This is a genomic window from Vreelandella glaciei (genome assembly GCF_013415125.1).
GTDB classification, from domain to species: domain Bacteria; phylum Pseudomonadota; class Gammaproteobacteria; order Pseudomonadales; family Halomonadaceae; genus Vreelandella; species Vreelandella glaciei.
The window spans coordinates 35,432-51,878 of the sequence record NZ_JACCDE010000008.1 but is presented as its reverse complement, the minus strand read 5'-3'; the positions used below and the strand labels follow the sequence as shown (position 1 = coordinate 51,878).

The window sequence follows — 16,447 nt, the reverse complement described above, 5'->3', positions numbered from 1 at the left end:
CAAGATGATGAAAAGTCTGCGTGCTGACAATGAATGAACCGCAAGTCGTTACCAACAGCGTAGGTGGAAAGGCAGACGCCACCCCCTGGCGTCGGTGTATACTGTGGGCTTATTTCAGCTTATTTTAAAAACATACCGGTTGGCAGGCATACCCCAATGAGCGACACCACATCACCTCCGCAGGATTTCGCCGCGACGGTTGAACAACTCGAAACCATCGTTGAACGTCTTGAGTCAGGCGAGCTCTCATTGGAAGATGCGCTGACCGCGTTTGAACAGGGCGTGCGGCTAACCCGCGATGCCCAGCAGCGCCTGGATAGCGCCGAACTTAAAGTGCGGGCGCTAAGTGAAGACAGCGAAGGGCGCTTAAATGTAGCGCCCTTCGCTGGCCCCGACGACCCCAAGGATGTGGCCGAGGATGAAAGCAAGGAGACGCCCCCATGGTAGCCACGAAGCCTAGCCCGCTTGCCACCCTGCGCCACACCAGTAATGCCCGCGTAGACGCTACCCTCGCGGCACTCTTTGATAGTCGCCCGGCGGTAGCACCAAGGCTTGAGGCCGCCATGCGCCACGGATTGCTGGCAGGAGGCAAACGCCTGCGCCCCCTGTTGGTGTATATGGCTGGCCACGCACTGGGTGCAGAAGACAAAGCGCTAGACGCGCCCGCTGCCGCGATTGAGTTAATCCACGCTTACTCATTGATCCACGATGACCTACCGGCCATGGATGACGACGACTTGCGCCGCGGTCAGCCCACGGTGCATAAAGCCTTTGATGAAGCGAGCGCGATTCTCGCCGGCGATGCCCTGCAGTCGCTGGCGTTTGAAGTGCTGGCCAGCAACGCTCATCCACGGCTGGGCCATTTGGTGCACACCTTGGCTGCGGCCTCTGGCCGGGATGGCATGGTGGCCGGGCAGGCGCTGGATTTAGACGCCGTCGGCGGCCACCCGGATGTCGACGCTCTGGCCCATATGCACGCTCATAAAACCGGCGCCCTGATTGTCGCTGCAGTACGTATGGGCGGCCTGGTAGCCGTGGCGGATGATGACCCCCGTTTAAATGCGCTTACTCGCTACGCTCGCGCCATTGGACTAGCCTTTCAGATTCACGACGACATCCTGGATGTGACCGGCGATACCGTTACCCTAGGCAAAACGTCAGGCGCCGATGCCGCACGCGCGAAGCCTACCTACCCCAGCCTGCTGGGATTAGAGGGCGCTCAACGCAAAGCGCACAGCCTGATTGACGAGGCCATTGCCGCGCTCGCCCCACTGGGCGAACGTGCCGCACCGCTGGCCGACTTAGCCCACTATATGATCGAGCGCGACCACTAAAGATGCCCATGAAGCTGTTCGACGAAATCCCCCGCGAGCGCCCCACGACGCCGCTGCTCGACTCCTTTGATCATCCCGCCGCGCTGCGGGCCATGAATGCCTCCCAGCTCGCCCAACTGGCCGACGAGCTACGCGCCTACCTGCTGTATAGCGTGGGCGTTTCCGGCGGCCACTTTGGCGCGGGCCTTGGTGTGGTCGAGTTGAGCGTTGCCCTGCACCACGCCTTTAATACCCCCCATGACCGCTTAGTCTGGGACGTTGGCCACCAGGCTTATCCGCATAAAATCCTCACCGGCCGCCGCGAGACGATGCTCAGTATTCGCCAGCACGGTGGGCTGGCGGCGTTTCCTCGCCGCGCCGAGTCCGAGTACGACACTTTCGGTGTGGGCCACTCCAGCACATCGATTTCAGCGGCGCTGGGCATGGCGCTGGCAGCCAAAGCACAGGGCGATAAGCGACACGTATGTGCGATTATTGGCGACGGTGCGCTTACCGCGGGCATGGCCTTCGAAGCTCTGGCCCACGCGGGCCACGTGGATGCCAACCTGCTGGTGGTGCTAAACGACAACGAAATGTCGATTTCCGAGAATGTCGGCGGCATGGCGACCTACCTAGCCCGGGTGCTCTCCAGCAAGCCTTACCTGAAAATACGCGAAGAGAGCAAAAAAGTGCTTTCGCACCTGCCCGGCGCACTGGAACTTGCCCGACGCACCGAAGAGCATATGAAAGGCATGGTCAGCCCCGCCACGCTGTTTGAGGAGATGGGTTTTAACTACGTTGGCCCCATTGATGGTCACGACCTCAGCGCGCTAACCGATACGCTGGAAAACCTGCGCGACCTCGACGGCCCGCAGTTCCTGCATATCAAAACGGTAAAAGGTAAAGGTTTCTTGCCTGCCGAGGCCGACCAGATTGGCTATCACGCCATTACCAAGCTGGAAAAGCCCAGCACTGCTGCCAGTAACGGCGCCGCCAAGAAACCCATCATTAAACAAGCCGTCGCCAAGAAAAAATACTGCAATGTTTTCGGTGATTGGCTTTGCGATATGGCCGCCGCCGATTCGCGCTTGATGGGCATTACCCCCGCGATGCGCGAGGGCTCCGACCTGATTCGCTTCTCTAAAGAGTACCCACAACGCTATTTCGATGTAGCGATTGCCGAGCAGCACGCGGTAACGCTCGCAGCAGGTATGGCCTGCGAAGGCATGAAGCCAGTGGTGGCAATTTATTCCACCTTTCTACAACGCGGTTACGACCAGTTGATTCATGATGTGGCGGTGCAGAACCTGGACGTCACCTTTGCCATTGACCGTGCAGGCTTAGTCGGCGAAGACGGCCCCACGCACCACGGCAGCATGGATCTCTCCTTTCTGCGCTGTGTGCCCGGCATGGTGATTCTGGCCCCGGCGGATGAAGCCGAGTGCCGGGCTATGCTGAGTGCGGCCTATCACCACCCTGGCCCTGCCGCGGTGCGCTACCCCCGTGGCACCGGTCCAGGCGTAGCAATACCTACACACCTTGAGCCGCTGACCATCGGCAAAGCCGAGGTGCGCCGCCAGGCCGCCAACGACGGTGTGCGCATTGCGCTGCTCGCGTTTGGCAGTCTCAACAGCGCCGCAGCGGAAGTCGCCGAACGGCTCAATGCGACTCACATCAATATGCGCTCCATCAAACCGCTGGATCGCGATGCGCTGCTGCACGCCGCTGACGAGCACGAGCTGCTGGTGACCCTGGAAGAGAACGTGATTGCCGGTGGCGCGGGTAGTGCCGTGAATGAGCTACTCCACGCTGAAGGCGTCCAGGTGGAAGTGCTCAATCTCGGCCTGCCGGACGCTTTTGTGGAGCATGGCACGCCCGCGCAGCTGCTTGCCGACTGCCGACTGGATAACGATGGCATCGAGCGGGCTATTCGCGCTCGACTGCCATAAGCCATTATTTTTTAAATTACTTTTGAGACCCATATGCTATTTCTAATTATTATCTTCGCTTTGATTGGCCTTGCGTTTGGTGGCCCGGTGGGTCTCCTGATTGGCGGTGGCCTGGGCTGGTGGCTAGGCAAGCGCCTTAGCCGTCGTCTTAATATCGCCCGCATGCGCATCCAGGAAGGCTTTCTGGAGTCGATCTTCTCCGTGATGGGCTGTCTGTGCCAAGCCGACGGTAAAGTGACCGACGGCGAGTTGGACGTTGCCGAGAAACTGTTTGACCAGATGCACCTCCAGGGCGAGCAGCGCGCCAAAGCCCGCGCCGCCTTCGAGCGTGGCCGCGCCGATGATTTCAATTTGGACGCCGAACTGGCCAACGTTAACCGCCTCACCCAGCGCCAGCCGGTGCTGCGCCAAGTATTTATCCAGGTTCAGCTCTCGGCGATTGCCGCCGATGGCGTGCTTCACCCCGCCGAACACGAGATGATTTTGCGCGTTGCCCGCGGCGTCGGCTGCAGCGACGCTGAAGTTCAACAGATCGAAGCGATGCTCCACGGCGCCGCGGCTAACTCCCAAGGCGCCAGCGAAGAAGCACTGAAAGACGCTTACCGTGTATTAGGAGTTTCTGATGACGCCAGCGATGCCGAGATCAAGAAAGCTTATCGCCGCCTAATGAGTCAAAACCACCCGGATAAACTGGCCGGTAAAGGCCTGCCCGAAAGCATGCGCGACATCGCCCAAGCGCGTACCAGCGAAATCGGCAATGCCTACGAGCGAATCCGTACGGCGAGGGGCAGCGCTTAAAGGCGATCTTAAAACACGATAATCGACAGGTTCGCTAACGCCCGCTAAATTGAAGGATCGATTATTGTCGCCAGGAGTTCGCCATGATCACGCTCTACAGCTTCCCCCAGTCCCGCTCGCTAAGAGCGGCATGGACACTCGAAGAGCTAGGCCTTGAGTACCAGTGCCAGCACGTGGCCTTGGATAAAGGCGAGGGCCAAACGGCCGAGCATTTGGCACGTCACCCGGATGGCAAGGTACCGGTCATTGAAGATGGCGATGTACACCTGTTTGAGTCGGCGCCTATTTGCCGCTATCTGGCCGAGGCCTATGGCGATGGCACGCTGCTGCCCAGCGACCCCGCGGCCCGCGCCCAAGTTGATCAATGGCTCAGCTTTATCGTGACGGAAATTGAGCAGCCGCTGTGGAATCAGGCCAAGCATAAGTTTGCCTTGCCAGCAGACAAACGTGTTCCTGCTATTTTGCCGGTTTGTGCCTGGGAGTTTCAGCGTGCAGTCGGTGCCCTGGAGCGCCGTTATAACGGTCAGGAATATCTAGTAGGTAACACCTTTACCCTAGCGGATCTGTTTCTGACCCATACCCTTTCCTGGGCGGCCAGCATGAAGCATCGCTTACCCGAGCCGCTCTTTGCGTACCGCGAGCGTCATATCAAGCGCCCCGCCATGGCTAAAGCCGTCGCGCGTGAGAAAGCCGCCGCTGAGGGTTAAGCAGGCGTAACGGGGAGAACCGCGCTATAAATAGCAAAGTAGTGACAGACGCTTCCCCCTATTACAAACAGATGCCAAATAGCGTGGTTATAGGGGATCGCACGCACGGCGTAGAAGATAACCCCGAGCGTGTAGATGATTCCTCCCGCGGCCAGCAGGGTAATACCGGTTGACGATAAATTAGCCGCCATTTCCTCTGCTGCGAGTAAAATCATCCAGCCCATCAGCAAATAAATCGTGACGCGCAATACCGCAAAGCGATGCGGCCAACATAGTTTGCAGACAATGCCCGCCAACGCCAGCGACCATACAGCAGTAAATAGTATCCACCCGGTGGGGCCGCGCATGTTCACCAATAAAAAAGGCGTGTAAGTACCCGCGATGAGGAGATAAATCGCGCAGTGGTCAAGCAGTTGAAAACGCAGCTTCCAGCGCCGATGCGGAATGCCGTGATAAAGGGTCGAGGCGGTGTATAGCAGAACCAACGTAGTGCCGTAGAGGCTCAGGCTAACCACCTTCCATGGGTCGACGTGCGCCGCTAGGCTCGCCACTACGAGCAAGACCACCATACCTACCAAGCTAAGCGCAGCACCAATCCCGTGGGTAATGCTGTGCAGCCACTCTTCAATAACGCTGAATTCGCCCAACGGGTCGTCGATATCGGTATTTTTCAAACGTGGCACCTCTAAACGCCCTTATTAACTTATAGCTCAGCCATGTAAAAAATAGCGAGTAGCTGACTATAAAGAGAGTGCTAGCGACCATTTGTTCCTTCGTTTAAGCAAATCGAAACAAAGCAACTAAAACCGAGCCCGAAAACTAAAGCCGGGCTCGGTATTGATTGGAGAAGAAATCCTGCCAATGCACGCGATGGGAATCTTTTTAAAGCGTTGGCGAGGGTAAAGCATCCTGCATATCGGCGGGCACTTGAAAACCTAGCGCAGTACCGCGCGCACTTGCTAACCCTTGGGGGAAGCCGCTTCGATAGCGGTAATTAGGAGTGGCACCACCTTGATAGACATGACGCTGGCTCAATGCTTTTGCGCAGGCGACATCAATGGCAGTGAGAATACCCACCGCGGTTAACGCCAAGTAAACGTTCTGCCTCTTAGGATTACGCTCATCCTTTAGTGCAAAGGAGAGGGCAGCAAGATCTAACACATAGCCGCCAACGCGGCTCCATATTGCAGGTGTAGGGTTATCTGAAAGCGCGCCGATAACACTCATTACACCTCTTGCCCCACAGGCACGCAGGCTGTTTTCGCTGCCTTGCATACCGAGCTCACGGGTAATCCTGTCTGGCGCTAGCAGTTGATAAAGCCCGACAACCAGGCTTAGCCAACCGAGCCCTCGCGCCAGCTTATCCGCTGAGCTTTGCGACTGGGCCATGTCTGTGTGCTTATGCATACCTACCTCCATGTCGGTGTATTCAAGGCTGGAGAATTACCTTGACGCAACCATCCTGTTTATCGCGGAAGGTCTTATACATTTCGGGCCCTTGCTCTAGGCCAACGGAGTGAGTAATAACAAATGAGGGGTCAATCTGGCCCTCTTCAATACGCCGCAGCAGATCATCGGTCCAGCGATTCACATGTGTCTGGCCGGTGCGCACCGTCAGCCCTTTATTCATTAACGCACCAATGGGAAGTTTATCCACCAAGCCCCCATAGACGCCGGGAATGGAGAGCACTCCCGCAGGGCGACAGACATAGATCATTTCGCGTAATACGTGGGCTCGGTCGGATTCCAACAACATGGCTTGTTTAACGCGATCGTACATGGAGTCCAGTGAACGGGTAGCGTGTGCCTCCAGGCCCACCGCATCAATACACTTTTCTGGCCCCTTACTGCTGGTCAGGTCTTGCAGGCGACTCAGCACGCTCTCTTTATCAAAATTAATGGTGATAGCGCCGCCCGCTTCTGCCATGGCGAGCCGCTCGGGGACATTATCGATCACCACCACTTGCTTTGCGCCCAGCAGCACAGCGCTGCGAACACAAAACTGGCCTACCGGCCCAGCGCCCCAAACTACCACCGTATCGGTAGGCTGAATGTCACACTGCACCGCCGCCTGCCAACCGGTGGGGAAAATGTCGCCTAGGAAGAGCACTTGTTCGTCAGTGAGCGTACTGGGCACTTTAATATGGGTGGTATCAGCAAATGGTTACCCGGACAAATTCAGCTTGGCCGCCTGCGTACCCGCCAGTGAGATGGGAATAGCCAAATAATCCCGCACCACCATGCCCAAACGCCTTATCGGCCAATGCTTTATTGCGATTAGAGCGCTCACAGACTGAATAATTGCCACGCTGGCACTGCTCGCATTCACCACAAAAGATAGTGAAGGGAATTACGACACGATCACCTACCTTTAAATTCTTTACTTCACTGCCTACCTCCATCACTTCGCCCATAAACTCATGGCCAAGCACGTCTCCCGACTCCATAGCCGGTATGAAGTGATCGTAAAGGTGGAGATCAGAGCCGCAAATAGCACAGCTACTTACATTAACGATAGCGTCGCGAGGGTGCTCAATTTCTGGATCCGGTACCGTGTCATAGCGAACGTCGTTTTTACCATGCCAGCAAAGTGCTTTCATCGTCGCTTCTCCTTAACCTTTATACCCCTGGGTTAGCATCCTGCTATGTATCAACATAGTTCAGTCGCCGGGCAAAAAAGCTTAAAAAAAAGCAAGTTTCCACGTTCGCTCAAGGCTTATTCGCTGGTTATCACCCCTTACGCTCAATATCTACATCGCTGGCGTGGTGAGTGCAGTAGTCGAAGCGATTCTGCGCTTAATGGCTAATCATCCATGGCCGTGCTGAGGGGAACATTTTATTGCCTTCAGCCGTATAAAATACCTGGGGCTTATGGCGCTCACGATGACAGCACCCCTTTTCTTGCTCGCTATGCTGGTTTCCATGCCTGGGTTCGTGTGCGGCTTTTTCATTGCGAGCAAAGGTATTGCGTTTTGTGGCATCCATCATTAGTAACTGTGGAGCGACCAGTAGTACTCGTGGTGACAACGCTCCACAGTTTGGACAAGCGCAAGCATCACCCGAGTCGCGCATTGGGACCAGTTCGTGGAACAAGCCATGAGTAGCGCATTTATAGTCGTAGAGAGGCATACTGCTTTCTCCTTATTAGTATCCTTTTCAAACAGGCAGCGATGTAGAGAAGTCGCCACCTATATCAAAGCCATTAACGTTTGAAAGTTTCTATTTATCTTTTGAAAGTGGTAAATCAGATCCCTGGGTTACTTTAGCTCCAGGCCCATTGGCATTCGGCTTCACATCAATATCGAAAATATCCGTTGGCAACCAAAGCGTTGCACAAGCATTGGGAATATCTACAACACCGCTAATATGCCCCTGTACAGGCGCGCACCCAAGCAGCGAGTATGCCTGAGCACCGGTATAACCAAACTTTTTGAGATATTCGATGGCATTGAGAACAGCTTGGCGATAAGCCACATGCACATCCAGGTAATGCTGTTTGCCCTGCTCATCTACGGATATACCCTCGAAAATTAAGTAGTCATCGTATTTTGGCGTTAACGGGCTCGGTTTGAAAATAGGGTTCTTGATGGCGTACTTATCCATTCCCCCTTTAATCAGGTTAACCCGCAAGTGGATCCAACCAGCCATTTCAATAGCGCCACAAAAAGTGATTTCCCCATCGCCTTGGCTAAAGTGAAGGTCGCCTACCGATAAGCCACCATCCTTAACGTAAACGGGAAAATAAATCGTCGCCCCCCGCGATAAATCCTTAATATCACAGTTACCACCATGTTCACGGGGTGGCACTGTACGTGCACCTTCAGCGGCAGCTTGCTGCTTCGCAGTGCCTGACAATTTGCCCATATGTGCCGTATCAGCGTAGGGCAACGCGGCCAACTGCGGGATGCGATCAGGCTCTGTGTCATAAAGCTCTTTTTCGCGCTTGTTCCACTCAGACAACATTTCTTTTGATGGAAGGCAGCCAATCAAACCTGGGTGGATCAAGCCAGCAAATTCAACACCAGGAATATGTCGTGACTTAGTGAACATACCATTGAAATCCCAGATAGACTTTTGTGCCTCTGGAAAATGTTCGGTTAAAAAACCTCCACCATTTTGCTTGGAAAAGAAACCATTAAACCCCCACTGACTCTCTTCAAAAGTGCCAATATCGAGAATATCTACTACGAGTAAATCACCGGGCTCCGCACCTTCAATACCCACCGGGCCTGATAAAAAATGCACCTGGGTTAAATCCACATCACGCACATCGTCGGCACTATCATTGTTATGGATTTGCCCACCCGTCCAGTCATGACACTCAATAATAAAGTCGTCGCCAGGCTTCACCATGCTAGCCATGGGTATATCGGGATGCCAGCGGTTGTGAATCTGCTCGTTCTCGTAAGGCGACTGCTTAAGGTCAATTTTGATGATTGTTTCAGCCATGACACATACCTCTTTCACGTAACGTCGAATAGTGGTTATAGAGAAACCCGCTTTCCCTGTACCACTATGTAAAATCGTTACTCAGGCAGCCATAAGCTAATGCACTACGGCCACTACGTTATATGACGTATAAAAGCTATGGAGTGGTGATCGGCAAAACGCTAAGAGAATGCTTTTCGTTGATGCTGGCTTGGTATAACTGCTTATCCGGATGCCTCAACAGAGCGCTAGCCAGCGCGGGCTCTAGCGTCACGCGTAACCTTCGTGCTAAATCGCGAGCGCCAAATTGTGGATCGCGTTTCTCGCACAACCAGTTTCGTGCATCGTCGGTTAGTTGCAGCGTGATTTGCTGTTTAGCGAGGCGTTTATCAAGTTTCGCTAGCTCGATATCCAGCAGGGACGACCACCAGTTCTCATCCAGCTTCTCGAAAGGCAATATGCGGTCTATACGATTGAGAAACTCAGGGTCGAAATGACGCTTTAGCGCCTGCTGTTGTACCCGCGATTCTTTACTTGGCTGCAACCTTAGCCAACGCCGCCAACCCTGCTCAAACTGGTGACGATAGGCCACCACGTCATTAGCACCGATATTGCTGGTCATAAAAATAAGTGTGTTGCGAAAGTCAATCTTCCGTGTACCGCCCGATAGTACTAACTGCCCACTGTCCATGACGTTTAGCAGGCTACGCACCACTTCTTTCGAGGCCTTTTCCAACTCATCGAACAGTACGATACCGGGTTGACTGTAACTGCCTTGAATAGCATCAATATCAAACAGGGTATGGCCCTCTTTGCTCCCTACATAACCCGGCGGGGCACCCGTCAATGCCGCCGCATAGTGCTCTTGAGCAAGCGTGTTCATATCGATACGGCACAGCGCATCTGCGCGGCCAACAATAGCCTCAGCCAGCAGGCGTACCGTCTCGGTCTTGCCCACCCCGGTGGGGCCAAGGAAAAGATTAACGGCTAATGGGCGTTCCTCGGCACCGATATCAGCCTTGACCACGTACAGCATCGCTTCCATGGCATCGAGTACGTATTCCTGGCCGACAATACGTTCACGCAATCGCTGCATCACCCTTGCGGGGTCAAACCGGAAGCGTGATGGCCTTTCCCTGGCCTTCGCCCCCTGTTCAAGATCGGCGATCTCACGACTCTCCTCCAAACGATCGTTAATAAAGGGCATTTATAACTCCCCAGGGCCTTTAAGCATCTAAGTGTCAGTCGCGCCCTGCGCCACGCTCCTTACCCTCGACGGGTAATTCACCCACCGGGCATTCGGCAACGCCTATCGTTTTGCGCGTTAGCGCCTCAACGTTTTCCTGCGCCTTCTGGGCATCCATGACCCAGGTGCGATAGAAATCAAAAGGACAATCGGCGATGCCCTTATCGCCGTCTCCCGACGCATGAACGCCTGAGTAGCCCCGGTGCAACAGCTTGAACAAATGGTTTTGCGACTGGTCATTGGCGCGGGCATCGCGAATCTGGCTGATCGAAAGCTGGGCAAACTGGATACCCATGTCCTCTTCACCACACTCACCGAGCGTGCGACCGTCAAAACCAATAATCGCTGAGTGGCCAAAGTAAGAGTAAACCCCGTCAAAGCCGCTGGCGTTCGCCACCGCCACATAGCAGTTATTTGCCCACGCCATCGACTTAGACATCAATATCTGCTGCTCTTTCGCTGGGTACATGTAGCCTTGGCAACGTACGATCAACTCGGCACCCTTCATGGCGCAATCTCGCCAAATTTCCGGATAATTACCGTCATCACAGATAATTAGGCTAAGTTTCATGCCTTTTGGGCCTTCGGTCACGTACGTGGTATCGCCGGGATACCATCCCTCAATAGGGCACCAAGGGATGCACTTACGGTAACGCTGTACGATTTCTCCTTGGTTATCGATCAGTATCAGCGTGTTGTAGGGAGCTTTATGGGGATGGTCTTCGTGTTGCTCCCCGGTGAGAGAAAACACCCCCCAGGTGTTAGCTTCACGACAAGCCGCTGAAAAAATTGCCGTCTCATCGCCGGGAATCGTCGCCGCTGTCGCCATCATTTCATCGTTGTCGTACATGATTCCCATGGTGCTATATTCAGGAAACACCACGAGATCCATGCCTGGTAAACCGACTTTCATACCTTTAATCATTTCGGCAATGTTTCGTGCGTTATCTAACACCTCTTCGCGGGTATGCAAACGTGGCATTTTGTAGTTGACCACAGCCACACCAACGGTATCTGCACTGCTGGAAATATCTCCATGACGCATAAGATTTACTCCTGTGCTTCTTGAGCATTAATTAATGAATAAAGGGGGTCTATCAAACAGCTAAGTAGCTGGCTATCTTGGCCTGATCAGCGGTGGCACGGCTTTCTTCGTGAATCAGCTCCCCGCGTTCGATTACCGTAAGACGGTCAGCGATCTCCATGGTAAAGCTGAGCACCTGTTCGGAAACCAGAATGGCGATCTTCTTCATCTCACGAATGTCATTAAGCGTCCGCGCAATTTCCTTGATGATTGAAGGCTGAATACCCTCTGTAGGCTCATCAAGCAGCAATACTTTGGGCTCAGTGACCAGCGCCCGAGCAATGGCAAGTTGCTGCTGCTGACCTCCAGAAAGGTTGCCGCCCTTGCGATTGCGCATATCCAGCAATACCGGGAACAAGTCAAATATCTCTCGAGGGACTTTGCGGCTTTTCGCTGTTTCAAGCCCAGACTCAATGTTCTCCATCACTGTGAGATTAGGGAAAATCATTCGCCCCTGAGGAACATAGGCTAAGCCAGCGGCAACGCGCTTATGGGCGGGCAAGCCGCCCAGTTCTTTGCCATCCAAGCGAATGCTGCCCGCCCCGCTTGGCAGCACCCCGATCAGCGCTTTAAATAGGGTAGTCTTGCCCATGCCATTGCGGCCCATCACGGCCAAGGTTTCGTCCTGATTCATATCGAAACTGATACCATGGATGACTTCGCTTTGGCCGTAGCTCACATGTAAATCGTTGACTTCAAGCATGATGGCACTCTCCTTTAGTGACCCAGATAAACGTCAATGACGCGCTGATCCTGCTTGAGCGCCTGCATGTCGCCTTCTGCCAAAATTTTGCCTTGGTGAAGCACCGTTACCTTGCCGCCCAGTGAGGCAACGAACTCCATATCGTGCTCAATCACAATCACTGATCGTCCTTTTGCAATCTTACGTAACAGCTGCGCCGTCTCTTCTCGCTCACTCACACTCATCCCTGCTACTGGCTCATCAAGCATCAATAACTCTGGTTCTTGAATTAGCAGCATGCCTATCTCCAGCCACTGCTTTTGACCATGGCTGAGCAAGCCCGCCAAATCATCAAGACGCGTCTGCAGTTGGATCTCATTGGCCACTTCATGAATACGGCGGAGCACTTCATCGTCACGCTTAAACGCTAATGCGCCAAAGACACTTCGTCCTCGGGGGTAGGAGGCTTCGAGGTTGTCAAACACACTTAGCTCATCGTAGATGGAAGGCGTCTGAAACTTGCGCCCCACTCCCTCCCAGACAATACGATGCTCGCGCATACGGGTGAGCTCCTTCCCTCTGAACTTGATAGACCCTTCACTGGCACGGGTTTTTCCGCAAATCATATCAAGCAGCGTGGTCTTACCCGCCCCATTGGGCCCGATGATGACCCTTAACTCACTCTCATCCATGTAGAAATTCAGATCTTCTATGGCTTTAAAACCATCGAAAGAGACCGTCAGATTTTCGATGGCAAGTAGAAAATTGGTGTTCGAACTCATGACCTTTTCTCCTGCAAACCATCGTCCGAAGTTGATGAATGGGTCTTTCTATCACCGAACCAGCGCGCTAAAGGGGTACGCAGGCGTTGGCCGAAGCGGCCGTAAATACTGGCTAAACCATAGGGCAGCACCAGCACCACAAGGATAAAAACGGCGCCAATCAAAAATTGCCAGAGCTGAGGGTAGGCTTCGGCAAACATGGTTTTGGCGAAGCTGACTATTAGCGCGCCATAAACACCACCGACCAATGACAAACGTCCGCCTACAGCGGCAAAAATCACAAATTCAATGGAAGGCACGATGCCAATGAAGGAGGGCGACATGAAGCCAACCTGGAGGGTGAACATCGCGCCGCCGATGCCGGAAATGAACGCTGCCAGACAGAAAATAAACACCTTAAAGTTGGCTACGTCGTAACCGGAAAAGCGAACGCGCTCCTCTTTATCACGCAAGGCGGTCAGAATTCGGCCATATTTGCAGTTGAGAACCCAGCGGCCAATCAGTAGGCAGCCAATTAACAAAATGGCATTGAGGTAATAAAGCAGGTATCGAGAGCTATCATCGCGGATATCCCACCCCAGCAGGGTACGCAGATCAGTGATGCCATTAATACCACCGGTATAGCCCTGCTGGCCGATGATCAGGATGGTCAGCACCACTGCCAGCGCTTGGGTGATAATGGCAAAATAAACGCCACTAACACGCCGCTTGAACATGGCAAAGCCAATCAAGAAGGCAAACGCCGCAGGGAGCACCAGCACCGCAATGATAGTAAAGGTCAGGCTATTGAAAGGAACCCAAAACCACGGCAACTCGGTAATCCGATTCCAGTCCATAAAATCGGGTATACCCGGCGTGGTCTGAATACTTGTGCTTTCAGGATCTGAAGACTCAATCTTCAAAAACATCGCCATGGCGTAGCCACCGATGCCGAAGAAAATACCCTGCCCAAGGCTGAGAATCCCGCCATACCCCCAGCACAGCACTAGGCCGAGCGCCACAAAGGCGTACGTTAAGTAACGACCAGCCAAGTTGAGGCGGTAGATATCAAAGGCCAACGGCATAACAACCATCAGTACAATCGCTAATAGCACAATGCTGCCTAAGCCTGCGTAACGCCCCTGGAATAAACGATACATTCTGTTCATGTTGATACTCCTTAGCGACGTACCTTACTGGCGATGAGCCCTTCAGGGCGCAGCAGCAAGATGCCGATCACTGTTAGCAGCGTCAGCACTTTGGCCATAGAGGAACCCAGGAAGAACTCCATGAGCGATTGAGCCTGGGCGATAGAGAAAGCCGAAGCGATAGTGCCTACCAGGCTGCCTGCACCACCAAATACCACTACGAGGAAGGTATCGACGATATACAGCGAACCACTGGTGGGGCCTGTGGAAGAAATCGTGGTGAAAGCCGCGCCAGCAATGCCTGCAATGCCGCAGCCCAGCGCAAAGGTGACGCGATCCACTCGCTTGGTGTTGATGCCCACAGCCCCACTCATATCGCGATTGGCAGTAGTACAACGTACTCGCAGCCCCCAGCGTGAGCGATACAGAAACCACCAGACACCTAACGTCACCAGTAACGTCAGCACTAATATGGCGATGCCGTTAAGCGGGATATCGATCATCATTGTGGGTCGATAGGATCCACGTAACCAATCGGGAACCAACACACTCACTTCTCGAGCACCAAAGGCCGACCTAAACCCTTGCTGCATAATGAGTGCCAGCCCCCATGTCGCCAGCAAGGTATCAAGAGGGCGATGATAAAGGTGCCTGATGAGCGTCAACTCAACGATATAGCCGACTAGGAAAGCGCTACCGAAGGCAATGGGAATAGCGAAGAAAAGATAGTAGTCAGTCATCCCGGGCAAAGCGCCCAAGGTGATGGAGCATAGGTAAGTGGCGTAGGCACCGATAACCATAAACTCCCCATGCGCCATGTTGATCACGCGCATCTGACCATAGATGATAGCCAAGCCTAAGGCCATCAACAGCAATACACTGAAAAAGCTAACGCCAGCAAAGCCTTGCATGGCAAAAATCGCCAGTAGTTCCTGGCTGCTGAATCCACTCATGGCCGCTTCCCCTTGAATAAAGATGTATCATCGACAACATCATTGGAATCACAGCGGCCTAGGCCGCCGTGATTCGTAGCGAAGCTTACTGATAACCTTCCGGGAAAGGGTTCGGTTCGACGAGATCAGATTCCCACACAACGGTAGCTTGGCCATCCTCGTTCCAACGGCCTATGCGTGTTTTGCTCCATAGGTGGCGGTTGGGATGCACCTTGACGTAGCCTTCCGGTGCTGTCGTCAATTCGATATCGGCCATGGCGGCAGAAACCGCGTCAACATCAAAACTACCCGCCTTCTCGACACCTGCTTTCCACAGCCATGGGCCGAGATATGCAGCTTGAGAGACGTCACCAATGACACTATCTTCTCCCCAGCGCTCCTGGAATGCCTCCACAAATGCAGCGTTATTTTCGTTGTCGAGACTTTGGAAGTATTTCATCGAAGAATAGAAACCTTCGACGTTCTCACCGCCGATACCCAGAACCTCATCCTCAGTGACCGAGATGGTCAACAATGTCTGATTGTCTGCGTTAATACCGGCAGCATTTAGCTGGCGAAACCAAGCCACATTACTTCCCCCAACCACTGCTGCAAAAATGACATCGGGCTTGCGAAGGCGAATACGATTGATGTTGGAACCAAAGGAGGTGTGGCCCAGAGGCGCATAATCTTCACCCAACACTTCACCGCCGAGCACTTCTTCAATATGGATACGAGCAATTTTCATTGAGGTGCGTGGCCAGATATAATCTGAGCCGATGAGGTAGAAAGTTCGCGCCCCTTGCTCATTCCAAGCCCAATTGATGCCTGCCAATATCTGCTGAGTAGCCTCCTGGCCGGTATAGATCACATTGGGTGATTCTTCGAGTCCTTCATAGAAAGTTGGGTAATACAGCAGGCCGTTTTCTCGCTCAAGTACAGGTAGCATCGCCTTGCGAGAGGCCGACGTCCAAGCACCAAAGATGGCGGGAACGTTATCTTGAGTAAGTAGCTTGCGCGTTCGGTCAGCAAAGGTCGGCCAATCACTGGCTCCATCTTCAATAATCGGCACAATTTGACGGCCAAGCACACCGCCCTGGGCATTGATCTGCTCAATCGCCAACTGTTCCGCTTCGACAGAACCTGTCTCGCTGATGGCCATAGTACCGGTCAGTGAATGCAAAATACCCACATGCACCGTATCGTCAGTTACGGCAAGTCCTGTGGTATTGACCTCTTCGGTGGGTGGTGCACTTAAAGCGTGCGACGAAATACTCAGCGCGATAGGCAGCGCCACAATCCCGGTCATTACAAAACGCCGCAAATGCGACAGCGTGGTGTGTGTCGTCGTCATGATGGTGAGTCCCCAAGTCAGCGAAAACTAAGTCAGCGGAACACA

Annotated in this window: 18 protein-coding genes; 5 read left to right on the top strand and 13 right to left on the bottom strand. The window is 53.7% G+C overall.

The annotated features are described in order from the left end of the window. Positions 1-156 precede the first annotated feature (156 nt). From HZS80_RS07265 to HZS80_RS07245, 5 genes are all read left to right on the top strand, one after another. Positions 157-447: an exodeoxyribonuclease VII small subunit gene (locus HZS80_RS07265; RefSeq protein WP_035555140.1), complete on the top strand. Its 291-nt coding sequence runs from the start codon at positions 157-159 to the stop codon at positions 445-447. Next, complete coding sequence (locus tag HZS80_RS07260) at positions 441-1,334, top strand: farnesyl diphosphate synthase (RefSeq protein WP_035555137.1); 894 nt, start codon at positions 441-443, stop codon at positions 1,332-1,334. Before HZS80_RS07265 ends, HZS80_RS07260 begins: the two co-directional genes overlap by 7 nt. A gap of 2 nt (positions 1,335-1,336) precedes the next feature. Beyond that, positions 1,337-3,262: a 1-deoxy-D-xylulose-5-phosphate synthase gene (gene dxs / locus HZS80_RS07255; RefSeq protein ID WP_035555133.1), complete on the top strand. Its 1,926-nt coding sequence runs from the start codon at positions 1,337-1,339 to the stop codon at positions 3,260-3,262. Positions 3,263-3,295: 33 nt separating this feature from the next. Next, the gene (djlA, locus tag HZS80_RS07250; protein WP_035555129.1) at positions 3,296-4,060 is read left to right on the top strand and encodes a co-chaperone DjlA; all 765 of its coding nucleotides are present in this window, start codon (positions 3,296-3,298) and stop codon (positions 4,058-4,060) included. An 83-nt stretch (positions 4,061-4,143) separates the two neighbouring features. After that, positions 4,144-4,767 carry a glutathione S-transferase family protein gene (locus tag HZS80_RS07245; RefSeq protein WP_179915632.1) on the top strand — a complete coding sequence of 208 codons (624 nt, stop codon included), beginning with the start codon at positions 4,144-4,146 and terminating at the stop codon, positions 4,765-4,767. Here HZS80_RS07245 and trhA read toward each other — a convergent pair. The 13 genes from trhA to urtA form a co-directional block, all read right to left on the bottom strand. Continuing rightward, positions 4,764-5,441, bottom strand: a complete 678-nt coding sequence (trhA, locus tag HZS80_RS07240) for a PAQR family membrane homeostasis protein TrhA (RefSeq protein WP_179915631.1) — start codon at positions 5,439-5,441, stop codon at positions 4,764-4,766. The genes HZS80_RS07245 and trhA overlap by 4 nt on opposite strands. 208 nt (positions 5,442-5,649) lie before the next feature. Further along, positions 5,650-6,174, bottom strand: a complete 525-nt coding sequence (locus HZS80_RS07235) for a hypothetical protein (protein ID WP_179915630.1) — start codon at positions 6,172-6,174, stop codon at positions 5,650-5,652. A 22-nt stretch (positions 6,175-6,196) separates the two neighbouring features. Beyond that, positions 6,197-6,904 carry a zinc-binding dehydrogenase gene (locus HZS80_RS23425; RefSeq protein ID WP_281662200.1) on the bottom strand — a complete coding sequence of 236 codons (708 nt, stop codon included), beginning with the start codon at positions 6,902-6,904 and terminating at the stop codon, positions 6,197-6,199. A gap of 16 nt (positions 6,905-6,920) precedes the next feature. Then, entirely contained in the window at positions 6,921-7,367 is a 447-nt protein-coding gene (locus HZS80_RS23420; RefSeq protein WP_246361788.1) for an alcohol dehydrogenase catalytic domain-containing protein, read from the bottom strand. Positions 7,368-7,563: 196 nt separating this feature from the next. Beyond that, positions 7,564-7,896, bottom strand: a complete 333-nt coding sequence (locus tag HZS80_RS07225; protein ID WP_179915629.1) for an FmdB family zinc ribbon protein — start codon at positions 7,894-7,896, stop codon at positions 7,564-7,566. Between the two features lie 90 nt (positions 7,897-7,986). After that, positions 7,987-9,216 (bottom strand): formamidase, encoded by a 1,230-nt coding sequence (fmdA, locus tag HZS80_RS07220; protein ID WP_179915628.1) that lies wholly within the window; start codon positions 9,214-9,216, stop codon positions 7,987-7,989. Between the two features lie 136 nt (positions 9,217-9,352). Then, on the bottom strand, positions 9,353-10,402 hold the full coding sequence (locus HZS80_RS07215) for an AAA family ATPase (protein ID WP_179915627.1): 1,050 nt from the start codon (positions 10,400-10,402) through the stop codon (positions 9,353-9,355). A gap of 34 nt (positions 10,403-10,436) precedes the next feature. Then, positions 10,437-11,486 (bottom strand): aliphatic amidase, encoded by a 1,050-nt coding sequence (locus HZS80_RS07210; RefSeq protein WP_179915626.1) that lies wholly within the window; start codon positions 11,484-11,486, stop codon positions 10,437-10,439. 52 nt (positions 11,487-11,538) lie between these two features. Further along, positions 11,539-12,228, bottom strand: coding sequence for an urea ABC transporter ATP-binding subunit UrtE (gene urtE / locus HZS80_RS07205; RefSeq protein WP_179915625.1), 690 nt, complete (start codon positions 12,226-12,228; stop codon positions 11,539-11,541). 14 nt (positions 12,229-12,242) lie between these two features. Continuing rightward, on the bottom strand, positions 12,243-12,989 hold the full coding sequence (urtD, locus tag HZS80_RS07200) for an urea ABC transporter ATP-binding protein UrtD (RefSeq protein ID WP_179915624.1): 747 nt from the start codon (positions 12,987-12,989) through the stop codon (positions 12,243-12,245). Further along, positions 12,986-14,137, bottom strand: a complete 1,152-nt coding sequence (urtC, locus tag HZS80_RS07195) for an urea ABC transporter permease subunit UrtC (RefSeq protein WP_179915623.1) — start codon at positions 14,135-14,137, stop codon at positions 12,986-12,988. Before urtC ends, urtD begins: the two co-directional genes overlap by 4 nt. 11 nt (positions 14,138-14,148) lie before the next feature. Further along, a complete protein-coding gene (gene urtB, locus HZS80_RS07190; protein ID WP_179915622.1) occupies positions 14,149-15,069 on the bottom strand; it encodes an urea ABC transporter permease subunit UrtB in 921 nt (306 codons plus the stop codon). Between the two features lie 85 nt (positions 15,070-15,154). Further along, the gene (gene urtA / locus HZS80_RS07185; RefSeq protein ID WP_179915621.1) at positions 15,155-16,402 is read right to left on the bottom strand and encodes an urea ABC transporter substrate-binding protein; all 1,248 of its coding nucleotides are present in this window, start codon (positions 16,400-16,402) and stop codon (positions 15,155-15,157) included. Between the last annotated feature and the right edge of the window lie 45 nt (positions 16,403-16,447).

Coding starts and splice junctions, on each gene's coding strand:
- HZS80_RS07265 (WP_035555140.1), top strand. CDS start 157: ATGAGCGACACCACATCACCTCCGCAGGATTTCGCCGCGACGGTTGAA.
- HZS80_RS07260 (WP_035555137.1), top strand. CDS start 441: ATGGTAGCCACGAAGCCTAGCCCGCTTGCCACCCTGCGCCACACCAGT.
- dxs (WP_035555133.1), top strand. CDS start 1,337: ATGCCCATGAAGCTGTTCGACGAAATCCCCCGCGAGCGCCCCACGACG.
- djlA (WP_035555129.1), top strand. CDS start 3,296: ATGCTATTTCTAATTATTATCTTCGCTTTGATTGGCCTTGCGTTTGGT.
- HZS80_RS07245 (WP_179915632.1), top strand. CDS start 4,144: ATGATCACGCTCTACAGCTTCCCCCAGTCCCGCTCGCTAAGAGCGGCA.
- HZS80_RS07235 (WP_179915630.1), bottom strand. CDS start 6,174: ATGCATAAGCACACAGACATGGCCCAGTCGCAAAGCTCAGCGGATAAG.
- HZS80_RS23420 (WP_246361788.1), bottom strand. CDS start 7,367: ATGAAAGCACTTTGCTGGCATGGTAAAAACGACGTTCGCTATGACACG.
- HZS80_RS07225 (WP_179915629.1), bottom strand. CDS start 7,896: ATGCCTCTCTACGACTATAAATGCGCTACTCATGGCTTGTTCCACGAA.
- fmdA (WP_179915628.1), bottom strand. CDS start 9,216: ATGGCTGAAACAATCATCAAAATTGACCTTAAGCAGTCGCCTTACGAG.
- HZS80_RS07215 (WP_179915627.1), bottom strand. CDS start 10,402: ATGCCCTTTATTAACGATCGTTTGGAGGAGAGTCGTGAGATCGCCGAT.
- HZS80_RS07210 (WP_179915626.1), bottom strand. CDS start 11,486: ATGCGTCATGGAGATATTTCCAGCAGTGCAGATACCGTTGGTGTGGCT.
- urtE (WP_179915625.1), bottom strand. CDS start 12,228: ATGCTTGAAGTCAACGATTTACATGTGAGCTACGGCCAAAGCGAAGTC.
- urtD (WP_179915624.1), bottom strand. CDS start 12,989: ATGAGTTCGAACACCAATTTTCTACTTGCCATCGAAAATCTGACGGTC.
- urtC (WP_179915623.1), bottom strand. CDS start 14,137: ATGAACAGAATGTATCGTTTATTCCAGGGGCGTTACGCAGGCTTAGGC.
- urtB (WP_179915622.1), bottom strand. CDS start 15,069: ATGAGTGGATTCAGCAGCCAGGAACTACTGGCGATTTTTGCCATGCAA.
- urtA (WP_179915621.1), bottom strand. CDS start 16,402: ATGACGACGACACACACCACGCTGTCGCATTTGCGGCGTTTTGTAATG.